Annotated in this window: 12 protein-coding genes; 4 read left to right on the forward strand and 8 right to left on the reverse strand. The window is 66.1% G+C overall.

All coding sequences use genetic code 11. The features are described from left to right. Positions 1 to 27 precede the first annotated feature (27 nt). Positions 28 to 219 carry a DUF397 domain-containing protein gene (locus TCUR_RS12545; protein ID WP_012852886.1) on the reverse strand — a complete coding sequence of 64 codons (192 nt, stop codon included), beginning with the start codon at positions 217 to 219 and terminating at the stop codon, positions 28 to 30. Further along, on the reverse strand, positions 210 to 983 hold the full coding sequence (locus TCUR_RS12550) for a helix-turn-helix domain-containing protein (protein ID WP_041439611.1): 774 nt from the start codon (positions 981 to 983) through the stop codon (positions 210 to 212). Before TCUR_RS12550 ends, TCUR_RS12545 begins: the two co-directional genes overlap by 10 nt. Positions 984 to 1,197: 214 nt before the next feature. Here TCUR_RS12550 and TCUR_RS24965 point away from each other — a divergent pair, with 214 nt between their 5' ends. After that, entirely contained in the window at positions 1,198 to 1,665 is a 468-nt protein-coding gene (locus TCUR_RS24965; protein ID WP_012852888.1) for an ATP-binding protein, read from the forward strand. Positions 1,666 to 1,694: 29 nt separating this feature from the next. Here the strand turns inward: TCUR_RS24965 and TCUR_RS12560 are convergent, their stop codons facing one another. Both TCUR_RS12560 and drmD read right to left on the reverse strand, forming a co-directional pair. Continuing rightward, the gene (locus tag TCUR_RS12560) at positions 1,695 to 5,735 is read right to left on the reverse strand and encodes an Eco57I restriction-modification methylase domain-containing protein (RefSeq protein ID WP_012852889.1); all 4,041 of its coding nucleotides are present in this window, start codon (positions 5,733 to 5,735) and stop codon (positions 1,695 to 1,697) included. Between the two features lie 2 nt (positions 5,736 to 5,737). After that, on the reverse strand, positions 5,738 to 8,854 hold the full coding sequence (drmD, locus tag TCUR_RS12565; RefSeq protein WP_012852890.1) for a DISARM system SNF2-like helicase DrmD: 3,117 nt from the start codon (positions 8,852 to 8,854) through the stop codon (positions 5,738 to 5,740). Between the two features lie 298 nt (positions 8,855 to 9,152). On the opposite strand from drmD, the gene TCUR_RS12570 reads away from it, so the two are divergent. The 3 genes from TCUR_RS12570 to TCUR_RS12580 all read left to right on the forward strand — a co-directional run bounded on the left by TCUR_RS12570 (position 9,153) and on the right by TCUR_RS12580 (position 18,285). Beyond that, positions 9,153 to 12,935 (forward strand): hypothetical protein, encoded by a 3,783-nt coding sequence (locus TCUR_RS12570; RefSeq protein WP_012852891.1) that lies wholly within the window; start codon positions 9,153 to 9,155, stop codon positions 12,933 to 12,935. Positions 12,936 to 14,356: 1,421 nt separating this feature from the next. Further along, the gene (locus tag TCUR_RS12575; RefSeq protein ID WP_012852892.1) at positions 14,357 to 16,942 is read left to right on the forward strand and encodes a HelD family protein; all 2,586 of its coding nucleotides are present in this window, start codon (positions 14,357 to 14,359) and stop codon (positions 16,940 to 16,942) included. A gap of 572 nt (positions 16,943 to 17,514) precedes the next feature. Continuing rightward, complete coding sequence (locus tag TCUR_RS12580; protein ID WP_012852893.1) at positions 17,515 to 18,285, forward strand: hypothetical protein; 771 nt, start codon at positions 17,515 to 17,517, stop codon at positions 18,283 to 18,285. A gap of 27 nt (positions 18,286 to 18,312) precedes the next feature. On the opposite strand, the gene TCUR_RS24970 is transcribed toward TCUR_RS12580, so the two are convergent. From TCUR_RS24970 to TCUR_RS12600, 4 genes are all read right to left on the reverse strand, one after another. Continuing rightward, positions 18,313 to 20,355, reverse strand: coding sequence for an nSTAND1 domain-containing NTPase (locus tag TCUR_RS24970; protein WP_012852894.1), 2,043 nt, complete (start codon positions 20,353 to 20,355; stop codon positions 18,313 to 18,315). Further along, on the reverse strand, positions 20,352 to 21,260 hold the full coding sequence (locus TCUR_RS12590) for an SIR2 family NAD-dependent protein deacylase (protein ID WP_012852895.1): 909 nt from the start codon (positions 21,258 to 21,260) through the stop codon (positions 20,352 to 20,354). Before TCUR_RS12590 ends, TCUR_RS24970 begins: the two co-directional genes overlap by 4 nt. Positions 21,261 to 21,341: 81 nt before the next feature. Continuing rightward, a complete protein-coding gene (fxsA, locus tag TCUR_RS12595) occupies positions 21,342 to 21,533 on the reverse strand; it encodes an FxSxx-COOH cyclophane-containing RiPP peptide (protein WP_012852896.1) in 192 nt (63 codons plus the stop codon). Next, complete coding sequence (locus TCUR_RS12600) at positions 21,530 to 23,023, reverse strand: chloride channel protein (RefSeq protein ID WP_052305499.1); 1,494 nt, start codon at positions 23,021 to 23,023, stop codon at positions 21,530 to 21,532. Before TCUR_RS12600 ends, fxsA begins: the two co-directional genes overlap by 4 nt. Between the last annotated feature and the right edge of the window lie 385 nt (positions 23,024 to 23,408).

Genomic DNA, 23,408 nt, shown 5'->3' on the forward strand with positions numbered 1-23,408 from the left:
GTGGAAGTCCAGCCGGATGGTCGGAGGTCAGGACGGCTGACGCTTGAGCTGGTCCAAGAGGGTGGTGAACTGGGCAAGCGGCATGGTCAGGTGACCGCACCCCCGGTTCTTGGAATCACGGATCCCAACGCCCTTGGCGAGGCGGGCGACCTCGATGCAGTCGCCACCGTTGTCACCGCTGTAGCTGCTCTTACGCCAAGCGGGGATGTTCACGCCCATCGCTGCTCCAAAACTCTTCGTATGCACTCAGCAGACATGTTAACCGGCAGGGCAGCCGCCCTGATCTCGTTGAACTTCCTCTTGAGGACATGGATGTCCCCCAGCTCGCTCAATGTGATCCCACGGCTTGGGGTTTCGACGTAAGCGACCTCGTTCAGATCTTCGAAGGTCGCCACTACGAAGGAACCTGACGCTCCCCCATGTGGAACAGGGTCAGGGACGATCTGTACCGTCACTCCCGATGACATCGAGTCGAGCAGCCGTTCGAGCTGCTCTCGCATAACTTCCTTGCTTCCCACCTCATGGTGCAGAACTCCCTCATATAGGAGGACGGTCAACCGGGGTGGTGGCGGCGACTTCCGTTCCAGGATCTTTTGACGGTTCAGACGTGCATGGACAGCGTCCTCATCCCCCAGTAGCGCTTCAGCGTACCCTGCCGTCTGGAGGAGCCCTTGGACCACCATGCATTGATAGGAGTCCAAAGCGACTGCCTCCGCCTCGATGCTGGGCCAGTCGAACCAGGTGGGGAAGGCCGAGTCCAGCACCAGGTCGTCCCAGAGCGCTAGGAGCCTGCCGCCTGCCTTGAGCTCCCGGTCCATGGTCTCGGCGAACTCGCGGGTACAGCGGGTGCGCCCGCTCTCGACCTGGCCGACGTACTGGCTGGTCACGCCCCGGCCGTTGTTGGCGCGGCGGCCCAGGCTCTCTTGGGTCAGCCCGGCCTCCTCCCGGTAGCGGCGAAGTTGGCGACCGAACGCCAAGAGCATCGGAGAAACAGTGCTTCGCCTGCGCCGAGGAGCCATGTCCCATCCTCCCAAGCAGATGAAACCAACCGGGACGCTAATGAAACCCAGCAAGGGCAGCAGAAGGCGACCACGATCAGTTTCCAGCCTTTGCCCAACGCTTTGTGACGAAGCGTACTCGATCGGTGGCTGAATATCCATAAAACTGGGAAGTCACGCCCCTGAAAAGGGAATCTTCATGATCGATGAACGCTCACGTCCGCGCGCCGGGAAAGCCCGCACACCAGAATCCCCGGACGCCCTGACCATCTCCCTGATGGGATCACCGGCCTCCGCCGGCCTGGCACGCACCTTCGCCCAGCAACAACTCTACAAATGGGGCTATCTACACATTCTGGACGACGCGCTTTTGATCACCAGCGAACTGGTCGCCAACGCCTCCGAGGCCACCCCGGGCAAGGAACTGCGCTACCGCATCGAACGCAACGCCAAGGGCGTCCTCATCTCCGTCTGGGACTCCAGCCCCCGCGTCCCCACCCCCAAACCCCTCACCGAACTCACCCTCGAAGCCCTCGACCACTGCGAGAACACCTTCGACTCCGGCGGCGGCTGGGGCCTCCCCATCGTCCAAGCCCTCTCCGCCGCCTGCGGCTACACCCTCCACCCCACCGGCGGCAAATGGGTCTGGGCCCGCCTCACCCCCTGATCAGCCGCGTTCAATCAGCCGGGGAAAAGTCAAAAGAGCCCGTCCTGCTCAGCAGCCGACCCTTTTCCCCGGCCCTTCTTCTTGTCATGCAGCCCAGCCGCGACCTCGGCGGCATACCGCTCGTGGTTAAGCTCCAGCAGCCGATCCACGAGCTCCTGCCTCACACCAGGACCAACGGTGTAGCGGATCTCCCGCCTAGTCTCATGATGCCCGTGGTCAAGTTGCGAAATCAGATCATCCCACCCGTACGCCCGGCAGACCGCTTCATCGATCACCCTGTGGATCTCACGCAGCTCCACAATGTCCGCATCGCGGCACTTGGGATCATTCACGAGGTTGTACGTCTTGGTCAACCCAGCCTGGCGAGACAGCATCACGTCCCGCCGGAATATGTCGAGCCGATCCCCCAGCTCTTTCATCTCCTGAGTTAGCTCAGGTAGTGGCAGAGTCTCAAACACATCGGAAGGTGTATAACGCAGGTCAGCCTTCATTGACGATGCCTGCGAGACCGCCCACCAGTAGTGAGGAGCACTACTGAGTAGTGTCAACATCGCCGTGTCATCTGTCGCAAAAACCCCGAGCGCGTTTGAGAAGACTTGCCCGGTCGGCACCATCACCGGCATGACAGTTTTGCTGACCACCGTAATCACAATGACCCGCTTCAACCCCCCAATCGCCTTAGTCATAGCGGGCCGCTTTTCGGCGTATTGCCACCAGAAGTCGCGATAAATCTTGCGATTATTTTGATCACGCTCCGGCTTAACAAGCCGGAGAACCTGCTCATAACACCTGGGATAGGTCTTAGCTCTCTCCTCAGACCAGTCGCGAAAGTTGATGATCCATCGAGAGGCAGACAAATCAAATCTGTTGTTGAGGTCCTGGCCGTTCAGATAAGGAAAGAGAACATCCGAGTTCCGCGGGTCCTCATCGATGAGCTTTTGAGCCTCTTCGGGATCCATGGTGAATCCCATGCCGAGGACGATGGCTCCCTGGAAAGAGATTCCGGCGTTGGCCGCTAGGCGATAGGCGGGACCGGTCACCCGGGATTGGGGATCAAGGGACGCCATGATCCCATGTACTTTGACACCGTCGGCAATCCGTTCAGTGTTCTCCCCCAAAGGCTTCCGGCTGGTCCAAACAGCGCTGTACTCCAACACGGCCCCTTTGGAAGGCCAGGGCCGCGACTTCACCGCCCGCCGGATCGTCACGCCACTGCTCACGAGCTGCTCAAGGCCGACCTCGCGGGTGTCCCCCTGAGCGAGGGTGTTGGTGGCGATGAGACCGGTCTGACCGTTGCCGTTCAGCAGAGCGTGAACACGGAGCACGAAGTAGGCGACCAGGTCGGCGCTCCCCCGCGCCCCTCCCGCGATCGCATTGACCAGAAATTCACGGTAGGCACCTCCCAGGGCGCCCGTGAGCTTCTGGCCGCCCAGAAAGGGCGGGTTCCCGATGATGGCGTCGAACCCGGAACCGTTGGGCCGCTCAGAGTCGAAGACCTCCGGAAAGACCAGAGGCCAGTGGATGGGTGTGCGCGGGAAGGCGCCGTCCGGCCGGTCGGTGTCGAGCCAGCGCTGAAGCTGGTCGCGAACCTTGTGTTCCTCCTCCTCGGAGCCGGACAACGTCTTCCGCGCCATTTCGACGGCCCGGCCGGACCCGAAGTCGAGGCCGTTTTGCCCCCTGCTCGCGTGGGCCAGGGCCGCGCCGACGGTGAGGTCGGCGAGCAGGCGGGCATGGGCGGTCTTCAGTTCGGCGTCGTGCAGCATGGCCCGCTTGAGCGCGAGCCTCTCCAGGTCGGTGCCGTCGATCTCCACCAGCGCCCGGCGCTGGTCGGTCACCTCCTGGACGAGCCCCCGAACCCCGCTCGTCAGGTCGAACAGCGCGCCCTCGCCCTCGTGCAGCTTCCTCCCCCGCCGGGCGTCCAGGTGCATCACCTCAAGCTGCTCCAGCGAGGTGATGCCGAGCAGGGAGTCCCCCACCACGAGCCGGTCGTCCAGGAAGGTGAAGGGCCGCTCGGGGTCCTTGGAGATCAGCCACAGGGAGAGCTTGGCCATCTCCACGGCCATCTCGTTGATGTCCGCCCCGTACAGGCAGTGTTCGATGATCTGCCGGCGGGCCTCGATCACCACCGGGTCGGCCTCGGCGTCGCTGGCCTGCTCCTGCGGGCGGCCCTGGTAGCCGCGGGCCCGTTCGTCCCCCTCGCGGACCCAGGCGTCCACCAGGTGGTCGGCCAGGTAGCGGCAGGCCGCGACCAGGAACGCCCCCGAGCCCATCGCGATGTCGGCGATCTTCAAATCGAGGATCTCCCTGGAGGACTTGGGCCGCCACTTGGCGCGGTCGGCGGTCTGGAGGGGGCCGGGTGAGTACACCAGGGGTTCCAGGGCGTTCTCGACGACCTCTTCGGCCAGGTAGCGGGGTGTGTAGTGGGTGCCGGTGTTCTTGCGCAACGCCGACTCGGTGACATACAGCCCGTCGGTGGGGATGACGACCGGCAGGTCCCGCAGGTCGGTGCGGATGATCCGGTAGAACGGCAGCAGCCGCTGCATGAGCTGCACGCCCTCGGCGTCGCCGCCGGTGACCGCCAGCAGCTTGTTCTCGGCCTCCTTGCGTTCGGCCTCATCGAGGGGGGCGAGCTTCTTCTCCAGGGCCCGGGCGGTGCCGATGCCGGAGTCCTTGTACTCGGCGGCCAGGCGGGCGGCCAGGGCGGGCATGTCCCCGGCCTCGGCGGCCAGGCGCTCCAGGGTGCGCAGCGGCACCTCTTCTTCGAAGCCGGCCCTGCCGATCAGGCCGACGATCGGTTCGGTGGCGTAAAAGCCCTCATACGACAGCAGGCCCTCGTAGACGTAGCCGATCTGCTCCACATCCAGGGAGCGGAAGGACAGCTTGCGGCGTTCGCGGGTCTTGCCGGAGCCGATCTGGACGTACTGCACGGCGCGGAGCATGTGCAGCACGGTGCGGTCGTCGATGGTCAGCGGCAGCCAGGAGTAGGTGTCGGGGTCGAACAGGGACCCGTCGTGGGCGTGCAACGGCATGTCGGGGTGGTCCACGCCGTGGTAGACGGCGTGGAAGACCGCCAGCAGCCGGTGCCAGGCATCCCAAGTGTTCTCCAGCTCGTTCTCGCTGCCCTCGCGGGCACGCTGCTCCAGCTCGGCGCACAGCTGCCCCACCGAGTAGGAGGTGCGGTACAGCTCCCGGTCGGCGGGCAGCAGGCCGCGTTCCTCGGCGAACAGCAGGAACACCACGCGCATCATCACCGCGACGGCGCCGCGGTAGACCTCGTGGGCGGGCACGTCCCCGATGCCGGGGCCGCCGCGGGCCAGGTCGGCGGAGTGGGCGCGGCCGATCGCGGCGACCAGCAGTTCCACGGCGCGGCGGACCTGCACGCCGAGGGCCTCGGTGATGTCCTCCTGGTTGTCGAGGCTGGCCTCCAGCAGGGCGGGCAGGGTCTCCTCGTCGGGGACGGCGAAGAAGCGGCGGCGGTGCAGCAGGGAGACGAAGGCGCGGAGGGCGTCCCGTTCGGCGGCCTCGTGCCAGTTGACCGCGTCGAAGACGGCGGTGGCGGTGGCCTTGCCGCGCGGCGCCCAGATCAGCGCCCACCAGCGTCCGTCGGTGGCCAGGCCGAGCGGCACGTCGTGGTGGCGGCACAGGTGGGCCAGCCGGTCGACGGGGGTGGCGGCCCAGGTCGAGCCCTTGATGCGGGCGGTGGGGTTGCCGTCGCTGATCAGGCCGAGGAGGCGGATGTTCTTGGGCTGGTCGGGGGTGGTGCCGGGGTCGGCCAGGGCGAAGGTGGGGGTGATGCGGGTCTCGTGCTCGGGGACGTCCACGGCCAGGGCGTCCAGGCCGGTGAAGTGCACCGCCTCGTCCCAGCCGAGCAGGTCGGTGAGGACGTAGTCGATCCAGGGGCGACTGGGCAGGGCGGTGTGCTCGCGGCGGAGCCGTTCGCGGGTGGGCCGGTCGAGGGCGTCCAGGGTGGGCCAGGCGCGGCGCAGCACCGGGACGCTCAGGAACGGGCCGGAGATCTCGATCAGGCTCAGCCAGCGGTTGTGGTCGAAGTCTTCGGGACGGCGGGCCACGGTCAGTTCGCCTCTCGCTTCGGTACGACGAAGATGACGGCTACGGGGAAGGAGTGGGGGCGGGGGTCGGCGTAGCGGGCCTGGATCTGGCGGAGTTCCTGGTCTTTTTCCGCCGCGAGCCGCTGCAGGCGTTCCTCCCAGGACTTGCGGTCCATCTGGTATTGGCGGAGCTCCTCCTTGCTGCGCGCCCTGACCTCGATCTCAGAGAACAAGGCCTCGCTCTCGTCGCCTTTGGCGAGTTTGCGGCGCAGGGTCTCGGCGAACTGGTCGATGTTGGCGACGATGCGGCGGGACTCGGCGTCGCGGCGCTGGAGGAGGCGGCGTTCCAGCGACTCGCGGCGGGTCTCGGCGCGCCAGCGGATGGCGGCCTCCAGGCCGGGGCGCAGCGCCTCGAAGCGTTCGGCCAGGCGGGCCTGGATGCGGGGGGTGGCGGGGGTGCCGTGGGTGAGGGCGCGGTCCAGCAGGTCGCCGAGGCGCTGGACGCTCTCCCAGCGGCGGAACCGGCCGCCCTCGGGGGCCCAGCCGCCGGCGTGCAGGACCTCTTCGTGCAGCCGGACGCCGTCGGCGCCGACCAGGACGAAACGGGAGTAGGCGGCCAGCAGGGTGGTCTCCAGCTCCGGGTCGTCGCTGACCACGGCGGTGACCCGGGCCAAGTCGAGCTGGTCGTTGGAGACCGCGGCGCGCAGCAGGCGGGTGGACATGGCCACCAGCGGGTGGCCCAGGTGGGCCAGCACCACGTCGTCGCGGCGGCGGGCGACCTCCTGGTCGAAGGTGACCGGCAGGCGGCGGGGCTCGCCGCCGCCGGTGGGGAGTTTCTCCAGCAGGCCGGCGGTGGCGCGTTCCCAGGAGCCGGTCAGGACGGGCACCTCATACACCGGGTCGGGATCGACGGCCTTGGTGAGGGGGCGCTGACGGGCCAGTTCCAGGGCGGTATCGACGACTCGTTTGATGCCCTCTGGGGTGATGTGCAGGGTTTTGACGGTTTCTTCGACGGTTTCGCGCAGGCGGCGGACCTGACCGCTGACGTCGCCTTCGGTGGGGACCTTCTCGCGGGCGGCGGCGCGGGCGGTCTCGGCGTCCACGTCCACCTGCTCGCCGAGCAGGCGGCGCTGCACCGCGTCGGCGAGGACGGCGTTGACCTGGCCGAGGTCCTCTTCCATCTGGGCGACCTTCTTGGCGACGCGGGAGAGGAACTCCAGGTCGGCCTCGTAGGAGTCCACGGCCTTGTCCCAGCCGGTGCCGACGAAGTGGCGGATCTCGGGGGTGTGCTTTTGGCCGTAGCGGTCGATGCGGCCGATGCGCTGTTCCAGCTTGTTGGGGTTGAAGGGGATGTCGTAGTTGACCAGGCGGTGGCAGTGGTTCTGCAGGTCGATGCCTTCGCTGGCGGCGTCGGTGGCCAGCAGGATGCGGACCGGGTGCTCGGCGGGGGATTTCTGGAAGGCGAGGCGGAGTTTCTCGCGGTCCTGGGCGGTCATGGTGCCGTCCAGCTCGGCGAGGCGTTCGCCGCCCAGGCCGTGGTCGCGCAGCAGGCCGTGCAGCCAGTCCTTGGTGTCGCGGTACTCGGTGAAGACGATGACGCGTTCGTTGGTCCAGTCCTTGCCGGGGCGGCAGACGGAGATCAGGTAGTTGATGAGCTCTTTGGCCTTGGCGTCGGGGCGGGCCTCGTGGGCGGCGGCCCACTTGTGCATTTTCTCCAGCAGGGCCAGTTCTTCGTCCTGGGTGCCCTCTTCGGAGTGGATGAGGGGGGTGGTACGGGCCAGGGCGTCGGCCTCGGCCTCCTCCAGCGCCTCGTCGTCGAGGGTGGCGGTCTCCTCGAAGAAGTCCAGCAGCCAGTCGTCTTCGGGGGGCAGGGACGGGGCGGACTTGTTTTTGAGGGTCTGCATGTAGACATCGACGGTGCGGGCGAAGGCGGCGGGGCTGGAGAACAGCCGTTTCTTCAGCAGCAGCGTCACCAGGTCGGCGGCGCGGCGGCCGCGGGTCTGGTTGAGCCGGCGGCGGCGAAGCTGGGCGAAGCGCTGCAGCAGGGCGTGGATCTCCCGCTCGTCCTCGGGGTAGCGGACGGGGATCGCCTCGGCCTTGCGGGCCTTGAAGCGGGGGGTGCCGTCGGCGTTGACCACCTGGTGTTTGAGGCGGCGCACCACCGTTTCGCGGACGGCCGCCTGGTCGGGTTCGACGCCGCGGGCGAAGCGCTGGTCGTCCAGGATCTCCAGCAGCGCGGTGAAGCTGGCCTGGTAGCCGTTGTGGGGGGTGGCCGACAGGAACAGGCGGTGGGTGAAGTGCGGGGCCAGGCGGCGGATCAGCTTGGTCTGCTGGGAATCGACCGCATAGACCTGCTTGGGGGCGGCCGGGGCCACGTGGTGGGCCTCGTCCAGGATCAGCAGGTCGAAGGTGCGCGGGTAGGTGGGGCCGTCGGGTGGGAGGACCTCCTCCAGCAGACGCTGGGCCTTGGGGCCGCGCAGCCACGGCAGGGAGACGATGGACAGGGGGTAGACCTCGAACGGGTTGGCGGCGCTGCCGTGGGTGCGGCGGACCTCGGCGCAGCGGGCCGAGTCGATGACGGTGAACTCCAGGCCGAACTTCTCGGCCATCTCATCGCGCCACTTGACGGTCAGCCCCGCCGGGCAGACGATCATGATCTTGCGGGCGCGCTGGCGGAGCAGGAGCTCCTGGGCGACCAGGCCGGCCTCGATGGTCTTGCCCAAGCCCACGTCGTCGGCGAGCAGGAGGTTGACGCGTGGGGCGTCCATGGCGCGGGCCACGGGTTCGAGCTGGTAGTCCTCGATGGCCACGCCGGAGCGGAAGGGGGCCTGGAGGGTTTTGACGTCGGCGGAGGCCACGGCGCCCCAGCGGACGGCGTCCAGGAAGGCGGCCAGCCGTTCCGGCGGGTCGAACCGTCCCGCACGCACCTCGGGGAGGGACCCGCTGGGCAGGAGACGACGGCCGGGCTCGATCTCCCAGATGACCGAGAGGGTGTCGCCGTAGCGGCCGTCCTCGACGCTTTGCAGGGTGACCAGGGTGTTGCCGGCGCGCTCATCGACGGTGCTGACGACCCAGCGGCGTCCTCGAACCTGGACGAGGGCACCGGGTGCAGGGGGCTCGGCGGTCACTGTGGGAGCCACCGTCTCTCCTCGGTATAGGGGGATTGACCTGGGGACCTTCGTAGCACAACGCCCGGCCGGGTGAGGTGGAGTCCAGCAAGCCGGGCGGGGCGAAGTAGTGTACGGGACAACCACCACACCTCTTTAAGTCTTGTTATTTACATGCGTTCTTGTTGTAAATCAAGTCAACACATGACTGGTGGGCGGGAAGCTGTGCACGGGCGGCACAGGCGCTCTCGGCCCGAGAGGACGCCAGATCCCGCCCAGCGGCAAGCCGAGCGTGGCGAGCCTGTCAGTCCCTCGCCCTAGAGTCCGCGGCATGGTCACTTGGCCCTCGATCACACGGGACGATCTTCTGCAAGCCAGAGAGTTCGACAGGACGTTCCCCCTCCTGATCCGCCGGTTGATCCTGGAAACCGGCAAGGGCGTCACCCGCCTGCACATGCCCGGTGGCTCTGGCACCTCGGTCGGCGGGTTCGACGGGGTGGTCGCCGCCAGCGGGGAAACGCCGTTCGTCCCCGCAGGGACGTCAGTGTGGGAGCTGTCGGTCACCGGCAAGGCCGGGAAGAAGGCCGACGAAGACTACGACAAGCGCACCGCCGGCCCCGAGGGGACACCGACCAATGAGGTCACCTATGTGCAAGTGATCTTGGCGACATGGCGGGACGCTGAGAAGTGGGCGACCCAGCGCAAGCGGGAAGGACGTTGGAAGGACGTCCGTGCCTACAACGCCGACGACGTCCACACCTGGCTCGAGGCCGCGCCGGCCACAACGATCTGGCTGGCCGAGCGGCTCGGCAAGGCCATGCCGGGCGTGCACCATCTCGAAAGCTGGTGGAGCGGCACCTGGCTGCCATCCACCCAGGTGCCGCTGACCGCCGACATAGTGCTCGCCGGGCGGGAGAAAGCGGCCGCGTCGTTTCTGCAGCGGCTGCGTGAGGGGCCAGGGACCACTTCACTCGGCGAAGATCTGCGGTTCGAGGAGGCGAAAGCGTTCGTCGCGGCCTGCCTGGAGCAGGCCCGTGACCTCGATGAGCAGAGGCTGAGCACGCGGACGTTCTTTGTGACCGATCGGGAGAGCCTCGTTCGGCTGGCCGTGCAACCGCAGCCAATGGTGCTGCTGCTGGAGGACCGGACCATGGCCTCCGCCATTCCCGAGCAGACACCGCACCACATCGTCCTGCTCGCCCCTCCCGGCCGGCCCGGAGACGTTCCCGTGCCGCCAGTGGACGGGCAGGCAGTTAGAGAACGGCTGGAGGCAAGCCTGCCCTACGAGAAGGCCGTCCCGCTGGGGGTGCTCGCCCGGCGCAGCCTGCTGGCACTGCGTCGGGCCCTGGCCGTGCGACCTGACCTGTGGACGCCCCCTTGGGCGTCAGAGCCGGACGTGTTCCGCCGCCGACTGCTGCTCCTTGGGGCATGGGACGGGACGAATGAACATGACCGGCGCGTCGTCGAGCAGTGCGTCGGGCGGCCGTACTCCGAAGTCCAGGAGGCCGCGCTGAAGCTGGCGGCGGTCCCCGACACCCCCTTTGTGGGGCATCTCGACGAGCAGTGGCACCTTGTGTCCCCCAAAGACGCCTGGACCCTCCTGGCCCACCAGTTGATGCACGACGACCTGCGGGCTTTCCAGGAGGCCGTGCTGGAAGTCTTGGGCGAGCGCGACCCGATGGCCGGGCTGAAGGAGACAGAGCAGTGGAAGGCCAATCTGCAGGGCGCGCGCCGGAAGTACTCCTCCCGCCTGCGAAAAGCGCTTGCACAGACACTGGCACTGCTGGGAAGCAACGGGGAGCGGGTACGGGCTCCATCCGGTATGAGGGGCTCGCAGTGGGTCCGGCTGCCGGTCCGAAAACTGTTCAGCCAGGCCAATGCAGACGAAACCTATGCTCTGTGGACGTCGCTCTGTGACGTCCTCCCTCTGCTCGCAGAAGCGGCACCGGAGGAGTTCCTGCAGGCGATACAGGACGGCTTGGCAGGGCCGTCACCACTGCACGCTCGCATGTTCACCGACAAAACCCCTGATGAATTCGGACTTTCTCCGGCGTCTCCGCATACAGCGTTCTTGTGTGCGTTGGAGGGCCTTGCCTGGTCAGCTGACTACTTCGATGAGGCCGTCGATGTTCTCGGGCAGCTGGCCGCTCTGGACCCCGGTGGCCAATGGGACAACCGGCCAAGCAAGAGCCTGGCGAGCATCTTCAGTTGCTGGCTCCCCAGCACCTCAGCAGACTTGGATCAACGAATCCGGGCACTGAGACGTCTTTTGCGCAATGAACCAGATGAGGCGCGCAAACTATTGATCACACTAATCTCAAGTGGAGACGAGATCCAATTCGGGAATTACAGTCCACAGTTCCAGAACTGGAAACAAGAATCCGTAATCACGCGACCCGATCAGCGTCATGCCCTCGCTGCTGTCACCGATCTGATATTGGATGATCTGGACGAGGACGGGGAGCGGCACCTGGCGCTTATTGAGAAGGTTGACTCTCTGCTGCCCGAGCAACGCCAGGAGTTTGTCGAACGCCTCACCAGATTCGGGGCATCGCTGAGCAACGAAACCGCCCGCAACCAACTATTCAACAAGCTTCGGGACAAAATCGCCCACCATCAGGAGTATGCAGACGCCTTCTGGGCATTGCCTGCAGAAGAGCTACAAAAACTGCAAGCTGCAGCCGATGCGATCAAGCCACAGGACTCTGTCCGGCGGAACGCATGGCTGTTCACCGATTACCTAGTCGAGTTGGGAGACCTTTCTTTCCGCAACGATTACAGCGCTTATGAAGCCGCAGTGAGCGAGCGGCGCGCAGCAGCAGTGGGCGAAATCCTTCAAGAGGGTGGGCTCCCGGCCGTCATGGCCCTGGCTTCCGGTACAGAGTTCCCTGGCCTGGTCGGATCGGCACTGGCAGCGCATAGCAACGAGTTCGACGCCGAGATGCTTTCCTGGCTGCGCGAGGACCAGCCCTCTAAACGGGAAGTTGCATTCGCCTATTTCACCCGGCGTTTGCACGAAAACGGAACCAATTTGTGTGACAGACTGCTCGAGCAGACAGACGATCCATCTACCCAGGCCCGCATCCTGCGTGCGACCTGCAATCCGCCATCTGCTTGGAAGAAGTTGTCAGAGCTGAACGAAAAAGTTTCTAAACACTACTGGCGGGAATTCATCTACTACGGGCTCGGCTCTTCGTTTGATCACGTCCTGGAAGCAGTACATGGATTGATCAGCGTTGGCCGTAACGCAGCAGCTTTGGATTTGATGTCCATCTATGCTAACCAGAGCGACTCTACTCAAGCCGCCGAGGTCATTGCAGAAGCACTTGAAGGGCTACTCAAGAGCGAGTCCTGTGATCCAGAGTTGCCCCGACTGAAAAGCTATAGCTTCGAGAGGCTATTTAAGCTGCTCGCCCGGCACTGTGATGAGGTAGGACGACTGCGGGTACTGCGTCTCGAATGGCAGTTTTTTCCAACTTTCAGCTTTAACGCCGACGCCCCGACGCTGCACACGGAACTTGCAACGAATCCTGTCTTCTTCACAGAACTCATTGGACATATTTACAGACGAGACCGTGACGGAAGTCCAGAAACAAACGAAGCCGATCAAGAACAACGGCGCATAATCGCCAAAAGATCCTTCCAGGTCCTGCACAGATGGCGTCGCTGCCCTGGTGTCACGCCCGAGGGCACCATCGACGCAACATTGCTACGCGATTGGATCAGTAGCGCTCGCGAGGAGCTACGTTCCCTTGGCCTCCTCGACCGAGGTGACAGCCATATCGGGCAAGTTCTGGCATACGCGCCACCCGACCCTGATGGCTCGTTTCCACCGGAGGCTGTCCGCGTCCTGTTGGAAGAAATCCAAAGCGACCGGCTCGACAACGGCTTGAGGATAGGAATCCTCAATAAGCGAGGCGTCGTTTCGCGAGGGCTCGACGAAGGCGGCGACCAAGAGTGGAAACTTGTCAAGAAATATCGCGATCAGGCCAAGGCAGCAGCTCAGTGGCCTCGAACTAGGAAACTTTTGAATAAAATCGCCGAATTCTACGAAGCAGAGGCCCGCGAAAACGACGATGAGGCAGAGCGCTACCGCAGAGGTCTCGACGACTGATCACCATCGCTGTCCAGCACACCGCACCGCCACTTAGGAGACCACTTGTTACGACTCAACTTCCATCAGTGAGGTTTCCCGACGAGCAATGAGCGTCTCCCCCACCTGACCGTCTTGGAAAATTGATAGACCGCACTGATGCAACCACCTCTACGCATACGAGGCCTACCCTCGGCCGTACCGGCAGAGAGGATCCCTCATGATGGTGCCTAGTCAGCGGAGCGCATCGCGCAGCATAGGGCGCTGTTGCTCCTCTCCTTCCTGTCCTGCCGCCGTGTCACCTCCTCCCTGAGAGTCCTTGAGGTTTTCGCACTGATTCGGTGCTGTCAGGAGGCAGTATCGGTGCCGACCGACGCATGAACGCTGGCGAAGGTAGGGGAAGGACGGCATGGGCGATCAGCGAAGGTTCATGCCGTCGTCGTCGGAGGCAGAGATGTCCACTGAGAGCGCACTTCCCCCGCCCCGGCAAAGGGCGGGGGAAGTGCGCTCCCCATCTTTCTTCGTTGAGAAAACCTCACCGAGGATTTTTCAACGACTGGCGCCGCCGGGAGGCGGCAACCCGCAGGCCGGTGCGCAAGCGCCGGTACAGGATAGAGAAAAGGCAACATAGCGCAATCCGTGAAAGTCCACGCTATCACCACCGCCATCGAGGAGCGTTCCGCTGGAGCGGCCGGACGTGCCTTCGTCCTGGTAGAGAACGATGCGCTGCACTTCCCTGCTTCATTGCGTTGAGAAACCCCAGTGATGGTTTAACGACCACCAGCAGCGAGACTTCCCCAACGATCAATGAGCATTGCTCAGCCCGGCGGTCTTGGGCAGTCAAGGGGTGCCGTACCAGACGACACCTCTCGCATACAGCACTCACGACTCGGACATCTGGGAAGAAAGCCTGGGGGACTCAGGGCACCTGGCTGATAGAAGGCATCACCTAGTAGAGGGCCGTCAGCCCTGTCCAGGCTCGCTCTCTAGGGTCCTCCCCCTCAGCGGGCTGTGCCGTCTCGCTCTCGGGCCTGCGACACAACTTCGGCAGGAGAAGCGATCATGGTGGATTTTCGTCCGCGATGTCCGTAAGGTGCCGTCACCGTGAGGTGACGCGCCACGTATCAGGTGAAGTCTCCGCGGACGGCTGTCGTGAACCTGGCAGGGAGAGTCAGCTAGTGAACGTGGGCTTGGAGCCGTATGCGGCAAGGCGGCGAGGGCTTGCGGCGTCCTGTCCCAGGCCGGAGGGCCGGCTGACCGTCACGCCGGCCGGGCGGCCCGGGTCGTGAGGAGGCCTTGTCCGCCGTGCTCCCACCACTTCGACGCGTCGGGCCCGTCATGACTGGACTCCGCCATGTGAATGGTGTTCCACCCGCCGAGCGGCAGCGTCGCCGCCTGTACCGATCTTCTTGGTAATCCTTTCCTTTTGCTCCGGAGGGCGGATGAGCAGTGTGGACCGCAAGGCCGTGATCGCGACTGAGCAAGCGGCGGTGAACCGTGCCTACGCCTACTGGGAACGCAGCAGGTCCGCCAATAAGGCGTTGACAAAGCCCCGCCCCTGGAATCAGGACTGCCCCGAATCCAGCACCCCATTCATCCCCGACACGCCCCCGGAACTGCTGAACGCCTACGACGACCTCGGTGGACAGAACTTGGTGGTGTTGCGAGTCGATATCAAGGAAACCTCCAGGAAGGAGACGTTCTACATCGGCCGCCGCTCCGTCAAGAATCCGGCCAACGGCAACAGAGTCGTCATCAGCTGGTCCAGTCCGCTCGCCATAAGGTGCCGGCAGGCCTCCGCTTCCCAGCCCGGCAATGTGCTGCTGCGGCGCATCCTCCAGTGCAAGGAGCGCCGTGTGCTCGACTATCGCGACGATATCGATCGTCGATCCGTGCCACTGCAAGAGACAGAGCGCAAGCAAAGCGGTGATTCTTCCTTCTCCGCCTCGGTCCTCGGCAACTTTCTACTGGAGGAGATCAACCGCGGCCGTGGCGAGCGGATGCGGGACATCGTCGCCACGATCGAACGCGACCAGTTGCGGCTAGTCGCCAGCGAGTACAAGGGCGTCCTCATCATTCAGGGCGGACCCGGCACCGGAAAGACCGCGGTCGGCCTGCACCGGGTGGCCTGGCTTCTCGACCCGGAGAACAAGACGTCCATCAAGCCGAGCGAGATACTGGTGGTCCTCCCCCACCGGGGCCTGCTCGACTACGTGAGCGCCATCCCCCAGCAGCTCGGCATCTCGGACGTATCTATCAAGGCGCTCGACCAGCTCTGGGCCGACGAGGCCGCCGGCAGCGATGACGAACTGGCGCGGCGTGTCAAGTCGGACGAGCGGATGGCCCAGGTGCTGCGCCGCGCACTTGAGAACACCGTGCGCTTCCATGCCGTGGACAAGCTGCCGAACAGCGCATTGAGGATCAGCCACCTGGATAGAACCCTGCGGCTCAGCCACCAGGACGTGCGCACCGTCCTGCACCAGGCGTTCAACAGCCCCGGCTCTTTCAAAGCACGCCGTGCCAAGGCGATAGATCTGCTGCTGGACCGGCTGATCACCCCTTACGTCACCGGCCGGGGCAGAGGCCGAAGCGACAGCGACATACGCACTTCCCTGAGGAAGAACAAAGCCTTCAGAACACTGGTCAACAGACTGTGGCCGGAGCCCAGCGCGCCGCAGACGCTCCGGCGGCTGTACAGCAGCAGGGGGTTCCTCACACAGTCGTCCTCCGGGCTGCTCACCAAGGAGGAGAGGGAGTCCCTGTTCCGTGAGCCGCACCTGCCGCTGACCCCGGAGGACGCGGTATGCCTCGATGAGCTCCGTTATCTGATCGACGGGGACGTCCCCCGGCGGTACCGCCATCTGGTCATCGACGAGGCGCAGGACCTGACGCCGATGCAGGCCCGTGCCCTGGCGCGACGCTGCCCGAGCCGTTCCATCACGGTCCTCGGTGACCTGGCCCAGGCCACCGGGCCGCACCTGTATCAAAGCTGGGACCAGATCGCCCGCATCCTGGCCAGCGGGGAGAAGTGGATCCTGGGGGAGCTGAAGACCGGGTACCGGGTGCCCCGGGAAGTGATCGACTTCGCGGCTCCCCTGGCCAAGGCGACCGCCCCGAAGGTCTCCGTCCCGGAGTCCCTCAGGCCGCCCGTCAAGGATTCGGTGACCACGTCGGCGGTCGCTCCATGGCGGCTGCTGGAAGAGGCGGCCGCCAAAGCGGTCGCTCTGGCGGGCTCCACCGATGACGCCTCGCGGTCGGTCGCCCTGGTGGTCCCGGACGATCCAGAGTGGACCGAAGAGACCGAGCAACGGCTCAAAGCCGCCCGGAGCACCACGCCGAGGCGTACCGAAATGGTCAGGGTCCTTCCCGTGTCACGGATCAAAGGGATGGAGTTCGACCATGTCGTCGTCGTGGAGCCGACCGTGATCGCCGACGGCGGCCCTGCCGGCCTGAACCAGTTGTACGTCGCTCTCACCCGGTGCACCCAGACGCTCACCGTCGTCCATGCCGCACCACTGCCCCGTGAGCTGTCCTCTGCCTCCGACATCCCCGGTATGGCGCCCGCGTGCGACCGTCGTCCGCTTCCCGGCCCGCCCGTGGAATCGTCTTCGCGGGCAAGCGATGAGCTCTGCCAGAGACTGATCAATGAAGTGAGCGTGGACCGGCAGGACCCCCTTCACGAAAGTCTCCGCACCGGGCTCACAGCGCATCTCGCCCAGGCAGGGCTCCGCCCCGAGGACTCCCCCGTGGCGGACATTTTTCGGCGCACGCCGGATGGGCTGGTCCTTTACGAGGTCCTGGGCTCAGGAGGCCGGGTGTACCTCCATATGAGGGACGGTGCGGTACGGCTTTTGGAGGTGGCCGAAACCTTCCAGGAGAAGATCCACCGCAAGTTCCTCGTGCTCGCCGGGGAACCCGTGGAGCCGTGGGCGGCTGCGAGCATAGCGTCCGTGTTCGGCATCTCCGTGATCTGGAAAAGGGGAGACGGCTGGGCGGGCCACGACCGTGACCTGGCGCTACGGGAATGAACTCCGTCCCGGTAGCGCTCCGTCGCCTGCGGTCGGCGCCGGAATGCCCGCGACATCACCTGAACGGCCGGCCCCCGTGTCCTGCCGGATACCAAAGTCCTCACGGCTCTGCCGAGAAGACGCCCGTCTCGACTGATCGAACGCTCGACCCGGCCAGGGACGGGCGGCCTGCCCAGCGGCCGGCGTCCATCTGCTCAAGCAGACCCGGTGCCACCGAACAATCGCCTGCCGAACGCCTGCCAGGGGAACCATTCCATGCCCAATGGAGCTCGCTGACGTCCAGATCACAAGGGCTCGACGCTTCCAGCACCACCGAACAAATGCGAGATTCAGTGTCATACTGCACATTGTTACTCGCCTCACACGGGATACCGTGCCGTTTGGAAAGCACCACCGATGACCGGTGCCCGCCGTGGGCGGACAGATCGCAGATCAAGTGAGTTCACGGCCCGTCCATAACCAGTGGACCATCCTCACCGAAGCGGAATTCCAGCGCGGCCAAGGGTGTGATTGTGAGAAGCTCACGGTGATGGTGGAACCCCGGAACGAAAAATCGTGGAGAGGGGCCTGCGATGCGCACGACATTGCGTCGGATCGGCGCCGACATCCGGCGGCTGCGGCACATCGACGCCTATGTCATCTCGGCCATCGCCATCTGCCTTGCCATATTGTCGGTCATCGGCGAACTGGTCCCCGAACAAGTGCGCTGGGCGGGAGTGTTCGCCGGGCTCAGCCTGCTGGTGTACCGGACCACACTGCCCGAGGAGGTTCGCGCTTCGGCCAAGGCGCCGGTGGGCGACCGCCGGGATCTGGAGACGCTGCGGGTGTCCGAACGGCTCCGCACCGCCCGCACACTGTGGATGTACGCCCCCTCAGCGGTCAACTTCCTCACCCAGGAGCGGTGTGACGTGCTGCGTTCGGGGATCCTGGCGCGATCCGACGGCGAGGTCCGCTTCGTGGTGCTGGACCCGGAGGCGACGGCGGCGCTGGAGCTCGCCGGCCGCCAGCTCGACGAGTCGGTGGAGTTCCCCGTGCACCGGCTGGGACCCTCACTGGAGTCCTCCCTGCAGCGGCTGGAGACGATGGCATCGTGGAACAACGTGGCCGGCACGATGGAGTACCGGCTGCTGGACTACAACCCGGGCCTGAGCCTGATGTTCATCGACCCGCACTCACCCGACGGGCTGGCCGTCGTGGAAATCCACGGCTGCCACGGCGAGTCGACGTCCTCCCGGATGCACCTGCGCCTGACCCCCATGGACAATCCGCACTGGTTCCAGCGTTGGATCGCCCAGTTCGAGTACCTGTGGACCCGGGCTCGGCCGCCGTCCTCGGCGTCGTGACGGGCATGCCTCATCGGCCGGGGAGGCCTAGCCGCCGGCCAGCAGGCGGCGCTCGATTTCGGCCGCCCGCCGTTCTTGGTGGGGAAGCAGCCTCGGGGCGTCGGCCTGCCGGGCCTGGTCGAGATGGTCGCGCGCTGCCGCGAAGTCGCCGGCCAGCTCGGCGACCTGTGCGGCATACAGCAGCACCCGCCCGTCACGGGGAGCGGGCTCCAAGGCCGACTCCAGCTCCCGGCGCGCATCCTCGAACCTGTCCAGCCGCGCCAGCGCCAGCGCCAGCGCCGCGTGCAGCGGCGGGACGGCCGCGGTGTCCTGCTCGGCGCGCAGCGCCGCCTGCAGGTCCGGCACCGCCTCTGCGGCCCGCCCCATCTCCGCCTGGACCCGTCCGCGTCCGGCCAGGGCCGTGGTGTTCGTCGGGAACTGGCGGAGGATCTGCCGATAGATATCGAGCGCGGCGTCCAGGCGGTCGAGCTGCCACAGTGCCCGGGCCAGCCCTTCCAGCGGCGCGGGGTCGCCCGCGAGCCGGCGTGCCGCCTCCTCGAAATAGCGCATGGCCCGCTGCGGCTGATCGGCCTCCAGCAGGAGCTCCCCCAAACCGCACAGCACCCGGCCGACGGCGCTCCCGTCGTCGATCGCCCTGAAGATCCTGATGGCCTCGTCGAAGTGCTGCTCAGCCTCCTCCAGGTCGCCGAGCTGGCCGGTGGCGCGCCCCAGCAGGAAGCACGCCTCGGCCTGAACGCGCCGGTCTCCCCGTTCTTCCGCGGCGTTGACCGCCCGGCGGGCCCATTTGCCGGCCGTCTCGAACCGTCCCGCGGCGAAGGCCTCCTCGGCCGCGGTGAGCATCCATTCACCGGAATCGCGATTGTTGCCGGGTTCCAGGGGCAGGCTCGAGGAGCGGTTGGAACGCAGGATCGGCTCGATGAACCGATCGTGCTGCAGTTCGTACCAGCGTGCGCCGAGCCGATGCTCGGCCTTCAGCAGGTGCCGCTCGGCCAGGGCGCGCGGCACCTCGTTGGCCATGCCCGATGTGCTGGAGGCCCCCTCGTAGACGGTGTTGCGGGTGCCCATCTCGGTGATGAAGGTCTTCTCGATCCAGCTGCGCAGGTCATCTTCTGTCAGCCGGTACTCGGCCGCGGTCTCCGCGACGACCCGGTCGTAGAACTCCGCCAACGTCTCATCGACATTGCCGTGGCGTTCCACATGCCCGGCGGTGATGACCCGAACATCGTCCGGCAGCGACTCCCACAGCCCGGCGCAGACGATCTGCAACTGCACCGGCTCCACCAGCTCCTCGGGGACCTGGGAGATCCCGCCCCGCTCATCGGTGACGCGAGTGGTGCGCAGATTGTCCACGATCATCTCCGCCACGCCCGGGGCATAGGAACGCCCGGTGGCCCGCAGCGGTCCCTTCACCGCTTCCAGCGCTGCCTGCGGGCTCAGCGCCTGCAGGGGGAAGCGGCGGCGTGGGGGGGCGATGCGGTGCTCATAGGGCAGGAAGGCCGCCAGCGCGTCCTGGCGGATCGACACCAGCAGGCGCAGCTCGGGCAGCTCCTCGACGACCTCAGTCAGTTCGTCGAGGAAGGCGTCGCGGTGGCGCCAGTAATGCGGGGAGGAGGTGAACAGCTTCTCGAACTGGTCCACGGCGGCCAGGATCGGCACCGGCTCGCCGTAATCGTCGCGGCGCTCGCCGCGACGGCGGAAGAACTCCCGCAGGGACATGCCGCGCAGCTCATCGGCCTTGGCGGTCGGCCACCAGCTCGACAGCAACACGAACAGGAACGGATTGATCTCCGAACCGGCCATGTAGGCGTGGGTGGGCGTGGGCGTCAGGCTGCCGACCGGCAGCAGATCGACATCGGGCGGCAGGGTCGGGATGACGCCCGCCCGCAGCAGTGAGGACTTTCCCACCCCCGAGTAGCCGAACACCACGACCAGCCGGTTGGCCAGCCACAGGGAGCGCAGGTCGCGGATCTCCCGGTCACGCCCGAAGAACCGATCATGGTCGTTCTGCTGAAAGGACCGTGGACCGAGGTAGGGGTTGTCGCCGTAGACCGCTCTGGTCGTGTCGCTCACGGGCTTCCCCCCATCTTCCTGTCGAGCTCGATGAAGAAGTCACGCGCCGTCCCCCAATAGACCGAGATCTTCAGGTCTCCGAAGTACTCGTCCAGATAGTCGGTGGCCCGGCGTCGTTCCTCCGCTGAGGCGTTCCTCCCCACTGGAAGCAACTGAACACTCACATGTCGTCTTCGGTGCGTAGGCGGGAGCTCTCTGAGAATTCCATGCAACAACACCTGGAAGTTCCAGTCTTGCAGGCTGTAGCCGATGAACAACAGTGACGTTCGAGACAGAACCTCCTGAACTATCGGCGGGATCAGGACCGCCCGACCGCTGACGTACTCACGATGACGTTCCTCGGCCAGCGCGATGAGAAACTGAATGTAGTCGTCCTCGGTCAGGACCAAAGACTCCGGCATGGTGGCGACACCGTGCAGGTGGTACACGATGGGCGAGGCCACGTCGGTGCCTGTGGCGGGGGGATCGAAGTCCTCGGCGGAGTAGGGCGCACCCGCATACCAGGGGCAGCTCAGCACCCGGGGGGATCTTCCCGCTTCGCGGAGCGCACGCGCCATGAAATCATCGTAATTAGTGGTCAAATACATGGGTATCGGAAATTTTGCCAGCGCCGCATGCGGTTCACCGGGAGAAGAGAAGTCCGGGGAGGGCAGATCCGTGAAATATTCCCTGACGAATTTCTCTTTGACGAAGACGGGGTCGCCGTTGCGAACGCTCACGTATCGCATGACCCGGGCCAGGTCATGCCGGTCGGCGAAGGGGTACCCGTGCTCACGGGCCAGTTCGCGGCTGATCTCGGAGGCCACCTTGATGCGTCCATGACATGCCCCCGCTCCCAGGAACGGTGTGCACTTGCCGCTCCGGAGCTGGTCGGCCAGTCGCTCCCAGTCCTGATCGGTCAGCACTGTGGCGATTCCCCCTCCCCCTGCACCGCTGTGTCCCCCCGATGTCCTTCTCCTGGTACGCACGGCGCCGGATCCACCACCTCAGAAAAGACCGGACTCGAACCCGGCGATCGCGTCCTGCCGATCGTCCGTCTCGGAGAGCACCTGCTCCAGAAAGCGGCGGAGGACCGAGCCGCCGAGCCCCTCCAAGGCCTTCAGGGAGATCCCGGTGAGATCGATCAGCACGCCCTCCCCCGGAGGGCGCCGCCACGCGGCTGCCGTTTCGTCGTTCATCTGACATCACTCCTGGCGACGCTTCGGCTCTTCCGGCCGTCTTCGGCCTGCGCTCTGCCGGGGCCGCAGGCCGGGCCGGGTTCCATGCGCACGCTCGGACGGTCCTCCTCGGGACGGACAGGGTGGCGGAAAAGCTTCCGGCGCAAAGCGACGATCGCCGCTGTCAAAGCCATCGGGACGCGGAGCCCCGGCACCGACCGCCGCTGACTGCGGTAAAGCGACCGGTCGCCCACGATCCATCTGGCGAGCATCACCGCCAGCAGGGTCGGCAGGAGCAGACCGGGACTGAGGGTGGCCTCGAAGACCAGGATCGACACTCCCAAGGGGGCGTGAATGATCGGTCCCAGGCAGGCGGCCATGCCCACGATGGCGAACGCCGCCGGTCCGGGACCCTCCAGACCCAGCGCGTCGGACACGCGCCAAAGCGCGCCTCCCGCGGTGGCGCCGATGACCAGCCCCGGGCCGAAGACACCGCCAGGCCCGCCGGTGCCGATCGACAACGAGGTCGCCACGGCCTTCATCACCGGCAGCAGCAGCAGCGTCCACCAGGCCAGGCTGAGCACCTGCCGCTGGTCCATCACGGCCTGGGCCGTTCCGTACCCGGTGCCCGCCACCCCGGGGAAGACCAGCCCGAGCGTCCCCACCAACAGCCCGCCCAGCGCAGGGAACAAATAGCCGAGTACCGCCGCGCGCCTGCCGGTGCCCTTGCCAACGGCCCACCGAGTGGCGCGCAGCACGCTGTAAAGGAGACAGGCGTAGAGCCGTCCGAGCAGCCCGCACAGCACCCCTAGGACGGCGAAAGCCGCAAGCAGCGGGAGCAGGTCGGGAAAGGCCCAGGGCACGGTGATCGACAGGGCGCCGAATGTAGGGGTGGGCCCGTGGACGAGGACGAACAGTCCGTAGGCGATGCCGGAGCCGAGCAGAGCCGGAGGGATGCAACCCACGCTCAGGCCGCGCCGGTAGAGGAGTTCCGCGCCGATCACGGCGCCGCCCATGGGTGCCCGGAAGATGGCCCCGATGCCGGCCGCCGCTCCCGTGAGCAACAGCGTGCGCGCCAGTTGCCGGGTCACCCCGGCGGTGCGGGCCACCGTCGATCCGAGCGTCCCGCCGATCTGGGCGATCGGCCCCTCGGTGCCGCCCGACCCACCGGAGCCGATCATGACCGTGGCGCCGGCCATCTTCCTGCCCAGCACCCGCAGGCCCATCCGTTCCGGTTCGGTGTGCGCGGCATCGATCAGCGCGTCGGTACCGTGCCCGGTGGTCTTGGGGGTCACCCGTCCGGCGAGGAACACGGCCGCCGCCGCGCCGCCGGCCGCCACCAGCGGCAGCGCCCACGGACGGGCGAAACCGGTGGCGGGGCGGGCCTGGCCGTCGCCGGCCACGGTCGCCGGATGGTGCCCCACCAGCAGGCCCAGGAACACGTCGGTCGCCCATTCCACCAGGGCGTAGAAGACGATCGCCGCGATCCCCGCCAGCACCCCGACGGCCACGACGCAAAGGAGAGAGCGGAGCGCAGAGCGCGCCTTCCTCGCGGCACCGCGTCCCGGTGACCACACCAGACCTCGTCTCGCGGTGCGGTCACCGGCCGTCATGCCGGCCCCTGGAGGGACTCCGGGACGGTACGGCCCTGGTCTTCTTGCGCGCACGCGACCGGACCGGTGACCTGCGCGGGCCTCCCGGAGGCCGGGCGTCCGCGTCCACCCCGGCGGCACACGACCTTGACTTCCATCTCACCGCTATGTCCGAATTTCGGTCCGACGCTAAATGGAACCTTCTTCGGGATGACCTCAAACCTTGCAAAAGACCCACGCTTCGGCGCAGCTCTGAGTCCGAGCCCGCAGACCGATCCGTCAGATTTCAAGATCACATCACCAC

The sequence above is a fragment of the Thermomonospora curvata DSM 43183 genome (assembly GCF_000024385.1).
In the GTDB taxonomy this organism is placed as follows: domain Bacteria; phylum Actinomycetota; class Actinomycetes; order Streptosporangiales; family Streptosporangiaceae; genus Thermomonospora; species Thermomonospora curvata.